Genomic DNA, 12,521 nt, shown 5'->3' on the forward strand with positions numbered 1-12,521 from the left:
AATGGGGTCTGCCGCGCCTTGCCGTCCGTTGTCGAGCCCCATGTCTTTTGCCACTGCTTCGCCGTCTGCCGATTTGCCGTCCACCGCGACGGGACCCGCCACGGGGACCGACTGGATCGGCGAGCTGGACGCCTGGTTGCTGGCCGAAGGCCGCCACCGCCGCCCCTGGCAGAAGCTGGGCGCCCACCCGGTGTGCTGGAACGGGGTCGACGGCACCGCGTTTGCGGTCTGGGCGCCCCATGCCCGGGCGGTTTCGGTGGTGGGCGACTTCAACGACTGGGACGCTCGCCGTGACCCGTTGCGGCTGCGCCCCGAATGTGGCGTCTGGGAGCGCTTTGTGCCGGGTGCAACGGCCGGCGCGCTCTACAAGTTCGACCTCACCGATGGTCACGGCGAGCGGGTTCTGAAGGCCGATCCCTGCGCCCGCGCCAGCGAAGGCCCGCCCGGGAACGCCTCGCGGGTCTGCGCACAGGTGGATGTGCAGCCGCGCCTGCCCCCGCACTCGCCGCAGTCCCCCATGTGCATCTATGAGGTGCACGCCGGCTCCTGGCGCCGCCCGGGTGGGTTTTGCCCGGACTGGGACTATCTGACGCGCGAGCTGGTGCCGTATGTGCGGGACATGGGTTTCACCCATCTGGAACTGCTGCCGGTGGCCGAGCACCCGTTCTACGGCTCGTGGGGCTACCAGCCCACCGGCCTGTTCGCGCCGGCGGCACGCTACGGCTCACCCGAGTCGCTGCGCGCATTCATCACGGCGGCCCATGCGGCGGGTCTGGGGGTGATCCTCGACTGGGTGCCCGGCCATTTTCCGGCCGATGTGCACGGCCTGGCCCGTTTCGACGGCACGGCACTGTATGAGCACGCGGACCCGCGTGAAGGCTTTCACCACGACTGGAACACGCTGATCTACAACTTCGGTCGCCATGAGGTGCGCAACTTCCTGATCGGCAACGCGCTGTACTGGATCGAGCAGTTCGGCGTCGACGGGCTGCGGGTCGATGCGGTGGCCTCCATGCTCTACCGCGACTACAGTCGCCCGCCGGGGCAATGGGTTCCCAACTGCGACGGCGGCCGGGAGAACTACGAAGCCATTGCCTTCCTGCGTGAACTCAACGACACCGTGCACCAGGAGGCCCCCGGGGTGCTGATGCTGGCCGAGGAGTCGACCGCCTTCCCGCGGATTTCGTACCCCACGGCGGTGGGCGGGCTGGGTTTCGACGGCAAATGGAACATGGGCTGGATGGCCGATACGCTGGCCTACTTTGCCCAGGAGCCGGTGCATCGCCGCTGGCACCATCACCGCATCACCTTTGGCCTGGTCTATGCCTGGAGCGAACGTTTCCTGCTGCCGCTGTCGCATGACGAGGTGGTTCACGGCAAAGGCTCGCTGCTGCGCAAGATGCCTGGCGACCGCTGGCAACAACATGCCAACCTGCGGTGCCTGCTGGCCCTGATGTACGCCCTGCCCGGCGGCAAGCTGCTGTTCATGGGCGCGGAGCTGGCCACGCCCTGGGAGTGGAACCACGACGGCGAACTCGACTGGGGGCTGCTGGGCGACGGTCAGCATGCCGGCATGCAGCGCCTGGTGGGCGACCTCAACCACCTGTACCGCTCACGCCCCGCCCTGCACGATGCCGACCATGAACCGTCGGGCTTCCAGTGGCTGGACGCCGACGATGAGCAGCACTCGGTCTACAGCTTTCTGCGCCGCGACCGCGCGGCACAGGCGCAGGTGGTGGTGGTCGCCAACCTCACCCCGGTACCGCGACACGACTGGCGCGTTGGCGTGCCAGCCGCCGGCCGCTGGATCGAGCGGCTCAATACCGATTCGACCCACTACGGCGGCAGCAACGTCGGCAATGCCGGTGGTGTCCTGTCCGAGGCCGTGGCCGCGCAGGGGCAGCCCTGCTCGCTGCGGCTGACGTTGCCGCCCCTGGCGGTGTTGATTCTTGAGGCAGCCGGCCATGGAAGCGACTGAGCCCGGCCCGCCCGTCTGCCTGCGCGGGCCCGGCCGCCCGTGGCCGCCGGGGCTGACCGCCGAGCTTGTCGACGGCGAAGCCGGCGTCAATGTCGCCGTCCACGCCCGCGATGCCACCGCGGTGGATCTGTGCCTGTTCAGCGAGGACGGTCTGACCGAAACGGCGCGCCTGCGGCTGCCGGGCCACACCGATGGTGTCTGGCATGGTTTTGTGGCGGGCGTGCCGCTGGGGCAACGCTACGGATTGCGCGCCGAAGGGCCCTGGCGGCCCTTGAGCGGACAGCATTTCAACCCGGCCCGGCTGCTGATCGACCCCTGGACCTGCTCCCTGCCGGGCGATGTATCCCACCTGGCCCGGGAAGTGGGCTACCGCTGGGGCTCCCCTCTGCAGGCGGACACCACGGACAACGCGTCACGGGTGCCGAAATCCCGCCTCATCGACCGCGATGCCGAACGCCGCGCTGGCGCGGCAGTGGCCCGCGCACCCCATGTCGCCCCCGGCCGCATGGTGCTGTACGAAGCGCATGTCAAATCGCTGACCGCGCTGCACCCGGACGTGCCGGAGGAGTTGCGCGGAACCTACGCCGGCCTGGCCAGTGCGGCGGTCACCGGTCACCTGCGCCGGCTGGGCGTCACCACGCTGTGCCTGCTGCCGGTGTTCCGGGCCATCGACGAGCGGCATCTGCTGGACAAGGGCCTGCACAACCATTGGGGCTACAACACGCTGTCGTACTTTGTCCCCGAGCCACGTTTTGCCACGCGCAGCGCCCGCGAAGCGGGGCCGGGTGATGACGGTGTTCGCGCCGAGTTCCGGCAGATGGTCGACCGGCTGCATCGCGAGGGCTTCGAAGTGGTGCTGGACGTGGTGTTCAACCACACCGCCGAGGGCGATGCGCTGGGGCCGACCTTGTGCTGGCGCGGCCTGTCGAATGCCGCCTGGTACAGGCTGGATTCGCAAGGGCGCCACCTCAACCCCAGCGGCTGTGGCAATACCTTCAACATGGGCGATCCGGCCGTGGTGCAACTGATCATGGACAGCCTGCGGTGGTGGGTACAGGCCTACGGGGTCGATGGCTTCCGCTTCGACCTGGCCGTGGCCCTGGGCCGGGATCCGGCCGCTGGCGGCGGCTTCCAGAGCCGCGCGCCCCTGTTCGCCGCGATCGCGCAGGACCCGGTCCTGGCCGGGGTGCGTCTGATCGCGGAACCCTGGGATCTGGGCACCGACGGCTACCGTCTGGGCGCCTTCGGGCCCCGCTGGCAGGAATGGAACGACCAGTTCCGCGACACGGCGCGCGCCTGGTGGCTCGGGCACGGCTGCACCCGGGGCCTGATCGCCCGCCGGCTGGCCGGCTCCAGCGATGTGTTCCAGCCCGGCGGGAGGGGCCCGACCGCCGGTATCAACCTGATTACCGCACACGACGGCTTCACGCTGGCGGACCTGACGTCCTACCGCAACAAACACAACCAGGCCAACGGCGAGGGCAACCGCGACGGCCACAACCACAATCTCAGCGCCAACGGGGGCCATGAAGGCCCGACCGCCGAGGCCGCGATCCTGGAGCGCCGGGGCCGGTGGCGGCGTGCGCTGCTGGCGACCTTGCTGTGCGCCCAGGGAAGCCCGCAGTTGCTGGCCGGCGATGAACTGGGCCACAGCCAGCAGGGCAACAACAACGCCTACTGCCAGGACAACCCCATCACCTGGCTGGACTGGGCGGGCGCGGATCGGGCGCTCACCGGGTTCGTCGCCGCCCTGGTGCGGCTGCGCCAGAGGTATCCGGGCCTGCGGCACCCGCAATGGTTCCGGGGCACGCCGGGCAGCAGCGGCTGGCCCGACATCGAATGGCGCACGGCTTCGGGCGGCGCCCCCGTGGTCGCCGACTGGGAACAACCCGATGGCCGCCTGCTGGTCTGCGTCATCACGGTGGGCCACTGCCACAAACCCCCCCGGGAGCGGCTGATGTTGGTCCTGCACGCCGGCGAAAACGACACCGAGATCAGTCTTCCGGAAGGGCAATGGCGTCTGGCGCTGGACAGTGCCAGCGGTTTCGTCGCCGCCGACGATGAGCCCGAGGTCGCCGTGACCACCGGTCGCTGGACGGTCGGCCCCATCACCACCGCATTGCTGGTGCGGCAACTGGCCGGCGGGGAAACCCTGTGACCTCCCTGGCGCCCCACCCGATCCTGTCGCGGCGCAGCAGTGGTGTGCTGCTGCACCTGACCAGCCTGCCCGGCCGCTACGGGTCCGGGAGCCTGGGCGACGAGGCGCGGCATTTTCTTGACTGGCTCGTGACCGCCCGGCAGTCGCTGTGGCAGATCCTGCCGGTTACGCCACCGGGCGCCGGCGACTCGCCTTACCAGAGCGTGTCGGCGTTCGCCGGCAGCCCCTGGCTGGTGGACCTGGACGATCTGGCGCGTTGCGGCTGGCTGGAGTGGGACGATCTGCCCTGGTTTCCCCGCGACCATGCCGACTTCGCCCGCGTGCTGCCCTGGCGGATGGCCAATCTGCGTCGGGCCTGGTCGGGCTTCCAGGTCCGGGGGGCGGACGCCGACCGCCGCGCGCTTGCGGCCTTTGCGGGCGAACATGCCGACTGGCTGGATGACTACTGCCTGTTCATGACGCTGGAAAGCCTGCATGGCGGGCCCTGGACCGCATGGCCGACGGCCTATGCCCGCCGTGATCCGCTCGCCCTGGCCCGGCTGCGGCAATCCCACGCCGCGGAAATCGGCTTCTGGCAGTTTGTTCAATGGCGCTTTCATGCCCAGTGGCAGCGGCTGCGGCAGCAGGCGCATGGCCGCGGCATCCGTCTGGTCGGCGATCTGCCGATTTTTGTCGCACACCACAGCGCCGACGTCTGGGCGCATACCGATCTGTTCCAGCTGGACGCGGCGGGCGAACCGCTGGTCGTCGCGGGCGTGCCGCCCGACTATTTCAGCGAAACCGGCCAGCGCTGGGGCAATCCGCTGTACCGCTGGGATGTGATGGCCGGCAACGGATACCGCTGGTGGAAACGGCGGCTCGCCCATCTGCTGTCACTGGTCGATCTGGTGCGGGTCGACCATTTCCGCGGTTTCGAGGCGTACTGGGAGATCGCGGCCAGCGAACCGACAGCGGTCGCCGGCCAATGGCGCCCGGGGCCGGGCATGGCGTTTTTCGAGTCGCTGGCGCAGACTTTCGGCTCGCTGCCGATCATTGCCGAAGACCTGGGCATCATCACCGATGCGGTGCGCGACTTGCGCCGTCGCTGCGGGTTTCCGGGCATGCGGATCATGCAGTTCGCGTTCGGCGACGATGCCCGCAATCCCTACCTGCCCCACAACTTCGAGCCGGCCACGGTGGCGTATACGGGCACCCATGACAACAACACCAGTTGCGGCTGGTGGGACCAGGCGGGCGAAACCGAACGGCATGCCGCGCTGGACTATCTGGGCCCGATGGCGGGCGCGGAGATTCACTGGGCCATGATCCAGTCCCTGTCGCAGTCGGTGGCCAACACCCTGATCGTGCCCTTCCAGGACGTGCTGGGCCTGGACGGCAGCCACCGCATGAACACCCCCAGCCAGCCGACGGGTTGCTGGGCCTGGCGCTTTGACTGGTCCCAGGTCGATGGCACACCCGCGAACCGGCTGGGAGCGCTCACCCGCGCCCACGGGCGGGGTTGACACCCCCCACTCGCCCGATTTTTCCCCGCCTCAAGGAAACCCCATGACGCCTTCGCCCGATCCCCACCAGCTTGCCCGCCAGACCATCGCCTTGGTGCTGGCCGGCGGCCGCGGCTCCCGTCTGCACGCGCTGACGAACCGTCGGGCCAAACCGGCGGTGTATTTCGGCGGCAAGTTCCGCATCGTCGATTTCGCGCTGTCCAACTGCCTAAATTCCGGCGTGCGGCGCATTGGTGTGATCACGCAGTACAAATCCCACAGCCTGCTGCGCCATCTGCAGCGAGGCTGGTCCTTCCTGCGCAACGAGTTCAACGAATTCATCGACCTGCTGCCGGCACAGCAACGGATCGACGAACACTCCTGGTACCAGGGCACGGCGGACGCGGTCTACCAGAACCTGGACATCCTGCGTGCCCATGGCCCGTCGTATTACCTGATCCTGGCCGGCGACCACATCTACAAGATGGACTACGCGAACCTGATTGCCGACCATGTGGCCTGCGGCGCCCGCTGCACCGTCGCCTGCATCGAAGTACCCTTGGCCGAAGCCAGTGCGTTCGGGGTGATGGCCACGGACGCGCAGGGGCGGATTGTTCGTTTCGACGAAAAGCCGGCCCAGCCCGCCGCGATGCCCGGCCGACCCGACACCGCGCTGGCCAGCATGGGCGTGTACGTGTTTGACGCCGAGTACCTGCACCAGATGCTGGATGCCGACGCCAGCGCGCCCGGCTCCAGCCGGGATTTCGGCAAGGACCTGATTCCCGCCGCCGTGGCGCGCGGCGAGGCGCAAGCCCACCCGTTCAGCCGGTCCTGCGTCAGCAGCAGCCCCGATGCGCCGGCCTACTGGCGTGACGTGGGCACGGTGGACGCCTACTGGGCCGCCAACATCGATCTGACCAGCCCCACCCCCGAGCTGGACATGTACGACCGGCGCTGGCCGATCTGGACCTATCAGGAGCAACTGGCGCCGGCCAAGTTCGTCTTCGACGACGACGGGCGCCGCGGCATGGCGGTGGATTCGCTGGTTTCCGGGGGATGCATCATTTCGGGCTCGCATGCCCGCCGCTCGGTGCTGTTCTCCCGCGTCCGGCTGAATTCCTACAGCCGGGTCGACGAGTGTGTGCTGCTGCCCGACGTCCACGTCGGACGCCACTGCCGGCTGCGACGGGTGGTGGTTGACACCGACTGCCACATCCCGGACGGTACGGTGATCGGCGAGGATGCCCACGCCGATGCCCGTCGCTTCTTCCGCACCCCGGGCGGGGTCGTGCTGGTGACCCGGGACATGCTTGAACGCCTCGGCGAGGAGAAAACGGCTTGAGAGTGCTGCAGGTCTGCGCGGAAATGGTCCCCCTGCTCAAGACCGGGGGACTTGCCGACGTCTGTGGCGCCTTGCCGGCGGCATTGCAGTCGGTGGGTTGCGAGGTCCGCACGCTGCTGCCGGGCTATGACGCGGTGCGCGAGGGCGTGCAGGTCAGCGGCACCGCCATCGACTGCCCCGCCGGCCCCGACCGCCAGCCAGCGGTACGGGTGATTCCGGCAACCCTGCGGGCCACCGGGCACAAGGTCTATGTGCTGGAGTCACCGGCCTGGTTTCACCGTGACGGCGGGCCGTACCTGGCCGCTGACGGCACCCCCTGGCCGGACAACGCCCTGCGTTTCGGCGCGTTGGGGCGGGTGGCCGCCCTGCTCGGCCTGGGCCTGGATTCGTCGTGGCGACCGCAACTGCTGCACGCCCACGACTGGCACGCGGGCCTGACGCCGCTGTACCTGCGTTTGCTGGCGGCCGGTCGGCGCCCGCCAGCGTCGGTTTTCACCATCCACAACCTGGCGTTTCAGGGCGTGTTTCCGGCCTCGGCGATGGCGGCGCTGGGCTTGCCCGGTTCGCTGTTCCATATGGAGGGTGTGGAGTTTCACGGTCAGATGTCGTTCATGAAGGCCGCGCTGGTCTACAGCGATGCCCTGACCACCGTCAGCCCCCGGTACGCGCGCGAGATCACCTCGCCCGAGCAGGGCTGTGGCCTGGATGGACTGCTTCGGGCCCGCCAGGCCCAGCTGACCGGCATTCTCAACGGTGTCGACTACGACATCTGGAATCCGGCTACCGACGCCCTGCTGCCGCTGCGCTATGACGCCGACTCCCCCCAGGGAAAACTGGCGATCCGCCAGCGCCTGGGTCAGGCCCTGGGCCTGCGCGAGCGTCCGCAGGCGCTGCTGTTCGGCGCGGTCACCCGCCTGAGCGAACAGAAGGGTTTGCAGCTGCTGCCGCCGGTGCTGGACGCCCTGGTCGCCCAGGGGGGGCAACTGGTGGTGCTGGGCAGCGGCGACACGGCGCAGGAAGCGGCCTTGCGGGCGGCCATGGACCGGCACCCTGGCGACTGTGTGCTGTGCACCGGGCACGACGAACCGCTCGCCCACCAGATCATGGCGGCCAGCGATGTGCTGTTGATGCCCTCCCGCTTCGAGCCCTGCGGACTGACGCAGATGTATGCGATGCGCTATGGCACCCTGCCACTGGTCCACGCCGTCGGCGGGCTGGCCGACACCGTCACCGACTGCGCGCTGGAAAACCTCGCCGACGCGAGCGCAACCGGCTTCAGCTTTGGCGACTTCACTTCGCAGGCGCTCGCCGCGGCGGTACGCCGGGCCTTCGCGCTGCGGCAACGCCCGGACGACTGGGCTCAGGTCCGCCGCACTGCCATGGCGGCGCGTTTCGACTGGTCACGGGCCGCCCGGTCATACCGGGATCTTTACGAAACCCTGCTGAACCGCCATCCTGACACCGCTTCCACGCCCCGAGCCGGGGCATCACCCGTCCGATCGCCATGAACTCCGTCCAGTCTTTCTATTTCGACCACCCGACCAACTCGGTCGACGCGCTGCGGCGTTCCATCGCCAACCGCCTGGTCTACGCCGTCGGCAAGGATGTGCGTTCGGCCACCCGGCGTGACTGGCTGTTTGCGATCTTTCACGCGGTGAGGGACCGGGTCATGGACCGCTGGCGCGATTCGCTCAACGAGGCGCAGGACCAGGACGTCAAGCGGGTCTATTACCTGTCCATGGAATACCTGCCCGGCCGGCTGCTGACCAACGCACTGATGGCGCTGGGCATCTACGACGATACGCGCACCGCCTGCAGCCAGCTGGGCGCGGATTTCGACACCCTGCTCGACCTGGAAGCCGACCCCGGACTGGGCAATGGTGGCCTGGGTCGGCTGGCGGCCTGTTTCCTGGACTCGATCGCCACGGTCGGCCTGCCGGCCATGGGTTACGGCATTCGTTACGACTACGGCATGTTTGCCCAGCGGATCGTCGACGGCCGCCAGGTCGAAGAACCCGACGGCTGGCTGGTCGGCGGCAACCCCTGGGAGTTCATGCGTCCGGAATTCGGCTACACCGTCCGCTTCGGCGGGCGACTGATCGCCGACGGGCCTTCCGTCGCCTGGGTGGACACCGACGACGTGGTGGCCACGGCCTACGACAGCGCGGTGCCAGGCTATGGCATGACCTCGGTGGCCACCCTGCGCCTGTGGTCGGCGCGTGACGGCGCGGCGATCAACCTCGACGCCTTCAACAAGGGCGACTATTTCCGCGCGGTCGAAGAAAAGAACCAGTCGGAGAACGTCTCCCGGGTGCTGTACCCGGACGACAGTACCGACCACGGCAGGGAGCTGCGACTGCGTCAGGAGTTCTTCTTCGTCAGTGCCTCGCTGCAGGACCTGATCCGCCGCTACCTCAAGGACCACGGCAGCTTCGACCAGCTGGCCGACAAGGTGGCGATCCACCTCAACGACACCCATCCCGCGCTGGCAGTGCCCGAGCTGATGCGGCTGCTGGTGGACGAGCACCGCATCGACTGGGACCAGGCCTGGTCGCTGTGCACCCGCATCTTCAGCTACACCAACCATACCCTGATGCAGGAGGCCCTGGAGACCTGGTCGGTCGACCTGCTGGGGCGGCTGCTGCCGCGGCACCTGCGCATCATCTATGACCTGAACGCCAGGTTTCTGGCCGAGCTGAACGAAAAGCATCCGGGTGACCAGGATCTGCTGCGCCGCGTGTCGCTGATCGAAGAAAACGGCGGCCGGCGGGTTCGCATGGCCTATCTGTGTGTGCTGGCCAGCCACAAGGTCAACGGCGTCTCGGCGCTGCACAGCGACCTGATGGTCCAGACCATCTTCGCCGACCTGGCGCGGCTGTTCCCCGAGCGCTTTTGCAACAAAACCAACGGCATCACCCCCCGGCGCTGGCTCGCGCAGGCCAACCAGCCCCTGGCGGCCCTGATCGACGACCGCATCGGGCCGGGATGGCGCCGCAACCTCGGCGAGCTCGCAGCGCTGCGCGAACTGGCCAGTGAACCGGCGTTCAACAATGCCGTGCGGCTTGCCAAACACCAGAACAAGCGCCGTCTGGCAGACCTGATCCTGCGCGAAACCGGTGTCGCCGTCGACCCCGACAGCCTGTTCGACGTGCAGGTCAAGCGGGTGCACGAATACAAACGGCAGTTGCTCAACCTGCTGCATGTGATCGCCCGCTACCACGAAATCCTGGCCCGCCCACAGGCCAACTGGGTGCCACGGACCGTGATTTTCGCCGGCAAGGCGGCGTCGGCCTACCACATGGCAAAACAGGTGATCCGCCTCATCAACGACGTGGCCCGGGTCATCAACCACGACCCCCATGTCGGTGACCGGCTCAAGCTGGTTTTCCTGCCGAACTACCGGGTCAGCCTGGCCGAGCGCATCATTCCGGCGGCCGATCTGTCCGAGCAGATTTCCACGGCCGGCACCGAAGCATCGGGCACCGGCAACATGAAACTGGCCCTGAACGGGGCCTTGACCATCGGCACCTGGGACGGCGCCAACATCGAAATCGCCCAGCAGGTCGGGCTGGACAACATCTTCATCTTCGGCAGCCGGGCCGACGAGGTGGCGACCCGGCGGGCGCAGGGGTACCGCCCGGGGGACTACCTGGCCCGGGACTTCGCCCTCAAGGCCGTGGTGGACCGCATCGGCGACGGGGCCTTCAGCCCGCAGGAGCCGCATCGCTACGCCGACCTGGTGCGCGCGCTGGTGGAGTCGGATCATTACCAGCTGTGCGCCGACTTCGGCGACTACGTGGCCACCCAGCGCCGCGTGGACGAGCTGTTCCGCCGTCCGTCGGAATGGACCCGCCAGGCCATCCTGAACATCGCCGGCATGGGCAGCTTTTCGTCGGACCGCACGATCAACGAGTACGCCGACACCATCTGGCGGGTAGCGCCGCTGTTCGACAGTTCGGCTGCCACTGCTATACAGTCAACGACCATCGCCCCACCCGCCTACGGAGGTTCCTCATGAACGCCCCTTTGCCGCGCGGCATCGCCGAGCCGCTGTTCGATCCGGCCCAGGCCCTGCAGGAAGTCAGCGCCCGCTGGGACAACGACATCGTGCGCCGCCTGGCGGACTACATCGCCATTCCGGCCAAGTCGCCGATGTTCGACACCGACTGGGAAACCCACGGTCTGCTGGATGCGGTGGTGCGTCAGGCGGCCGACTGGGTGAAGGCCCAGAACGTGGACGGCCTGAGCCTGGAGATCGTGCGTTTGCCCGGACGCACGCCGGTACTGTTCTTCGAGGTGGCAGGCACCGCCGCCGCCGGCGGGGACACCGTGCTGATGTACGGGCACCTGGACAAGCAACCCGAGTTCAATGGCTGGCGGGCCGGTCTGGGCCCGTGGACACCGGTTTATGAAGAGGGCAAGCTCTACGGACGCGGCGGTGCCGATGACGGCTACGCGGTGTACGCCGCCATCGCGGCCGTCCAGGCACTCAAAAGCCAGAACACGCCCCATCCCCGCATCGTCGGACTGATCGAAACTTCCGAAGAATCGGGTTCGGCCGACCTGCTGCCGTACATCGATGCGTTGCGGCCCCGGCTGGGCCCGGTCGGTCTGGTGGTCTGCCTCGATTCGGGTGCGGGCAACTACGACCAGTTGTGGCTCACCACCAGCCTGCGCGGCATGGTCAGCGGCACACTGAAAGTCGAGATCCTCACCGAAGGCATCCATTCGGGTGATGCGTCCGGTCTGGTTCCGTCAAGCTTTCGCATCATGCGCATGGTGCTCGACCGGCTCGAAGACAGCGCCACCGGCCGCCTGCTGCCGGCCCGCTTCCATTGCGAAGTGCCGGCCGAGCGGCTGGCGCAGGCGCGCGCCACGGCGGCCATTCTGGGTGATGAAATTTTCAAGCGCTTCCCCTGGGCGCACAGCGACTGCGGCGGCTCGACGAGCTTTGCGCTGCCCACCACCACCGATCCGGTGCAGGCGCTGCTCAACCGGACCTGGGCGCCCACCCTGTCGGTGACCGGCGCCGAGGGTTTTCCGCCGATTCGCGATGCCGGCAACGTGCTGCGGCCTTACACCGCCTTCAAGCTCAGCCTGCGCCTGCCACCGCTGGTGGATGCGTCTGCCGCCGTGCAGGAGCTCAAGGCGCTGCTGGAAGACAACGCCCCCTACCAGGCCAAGGTGACCTTTGAGGGCGCCAGTGCCGCCACGGGCTGGAACGCGCCGTCCACCGTGCCATGGTACGAAGCGGCGCTGCACGAGGCGAGCCAGGCCTACTTCGGCGCGCCCTGCGGCACCATCGGGCAGGGCGGCACGATTCCGCTGATGAACATGCTCAGCCACGGGTTCCCCAACGCGCAGATGATGGTCTGCGGCGTCCTGGGGCCCCGCAGCAACGCCCACGGCCCCAATGAGTTTCTGCATGTGCCGTACGCCCGGCGGCTGACGGCCGCCGTGGCGCAAGTGATCTCACGCATGCCCCAGGCCGGCCACGGCGCCTGAGGAGACCGGCGTGACCGATTCCACCCTGGTGACCTATACCGACGCCCAGGGTTTCAA

At 68.2% G+C, this 12,521-nt stretch carries 7 protein-coding genes; all 7 read left to right on the forward strand.

Going from position 1 to position 12,521, the window contains the following annotated elements; all coding sequences use genetic code 11:
* Positions 1–40 precede the first annotated feature (40 nt).
* Genes glgB through AC2EBU_RS13410 form a run of 7 tightly spaced genes read left to right on the forward strand, consistent with a single transcriptional unit; the run spans position 41 to position 12,464 of the window.
* On the forward strand, positions 41–1,978 hold the full coding sequence (gene glgB / locus AC2EBU_RS13380; RefSeq protein ID WP_484610934.1) for a 1,4-alpha-glucan branching protein GlgB: 1,938 nt from the start codon (positions 41–43) through the stop codon (positions 1,976–1,978).
* Positions 1,965–4,136, forward strand: a complete 2,172-nt coding sequence (glgX, locus tag AC2EBU_RS13385; protein WP_484610935.1) for a glycogen debranching protein GlgX — start codon at positions 1,965–1,967, stop codon at positions 4,134–4,136. The genes glgB and glgX overlap by 14 nt, the downstream gene beginning before the upstream one ends.
* A complete protein-coding gene (gene malQ / locus AC2EBU_RS13390; RefSeq protein WP_484610936.1) occupies positions 4,133–5,638 on the forward strand; it encodes a 4-alpha-glucanotransferase in 1,506 nt (501 codons plus the stop codon). The genes glgX and malQ overlap by 4 nt, the downstream gene beginning before the upstream one ends.
* 43 nt (positions 5,639–5,681) lie before the next feature.
* A complete protein-coding gene (glgC, locus tag AC2EBU_RS13395; RefSeq protein WP_484610937.1) occupies positions 5,682–6,959 on the forward strand; it encodes a glucose-1-phosphate adenylyltransferase in 1,278 nt (425 codons plus the stop codon).
* Positions 6,956–8,467, forward strand: coding sequence for a glycogen synthase GlgA (gene glgA / locus AC2EBU_RS13400; RefSeq protein ID WP_484610938.1), 1,512 nt, complete (start codon positions 6,956–6,958; stop codon positions 8,465–8,467). Before glgC ends, glgA begins: the two co-directional genes overlap by 4 nt.
* The gene (locus AC2EBU_RS13405; protein WP_484610939.1) at positions 8,464–10,977 is read left to right on the forward strand and encodes a glycogen/starch/alpha-glucan phosphorylase; all 2,514 of its coding nucleotides are present in this window, start codon (positions 8,464–8,466) and stop codon (positions 10,975–10,977) included. The genes glgA and AC2EBU_RS13405 overlap by 4 nt, the downstream gene beginning before the upstream one ends.
* Positions 10,974–12,464 carry a M20/M25/M40 family metallo-hydrolase gene (locus AC2EBU_RS13410; RefSeq protein WP_484610940.1) on the forward strand — a complete coding sequence of 497 codons (1,491 nt, stop codon included), beginning with the start codon at positions 10,974–10,976 and terminating at the stop codon, positions 12,462–12,464. The genes AC2EBU_RS13405 and AC2EBU_RS13410 overlap by 4 nt, the downstream gene beginning before the upstream one ends.
* Positions 12,465–12,521: the final 57 nt, after the last annotated feature.

The sequence above is a fragment of the Curvibacter sp. T50 genome (genome assembly GCF_057219955.1).

What these genes read in the sequence shown, in the direction of transcription:
- glgB (WP_484610934.1), top strand. Translation starts at nt 41, where the DNA reads ATGTCTTTTGCCACTGCTTCGCCGTCTGCCGATTTGCCGTCCACCGCG.
- glgX (WP_484610935.1), top strand. Translation starts at nt 1,965, where the DNA reads ATGGAAGCGACTGAGCCCGGCCCGCCCGTCTGCCTGCGCGGGCCCGGC.
- glgC (WP_484610937.1), top strand. Translation starts at nt 5,682, where the DNA reads ATGACGCCTTCGCCCGATCCCCACCAGCTTGCCCGCCAGACCATCGCC.
- AC2EBU_RS13405 (WP_484610939.1), top strand. Translation starts at nt 8,464, where the DNA reads ATGAACTCCGTCCAGTCTTTCTATTTCGACCACCCGACCAACTCGGTC.
- AC2EBU_RS13410 (WP_484610940.1), top strand. Translation starts at nt 10,974, where the DNA reads ATGAACGCCCCTTTGCCGCGCGGCATCGCCGAGCCGCTGTTCGATCCG.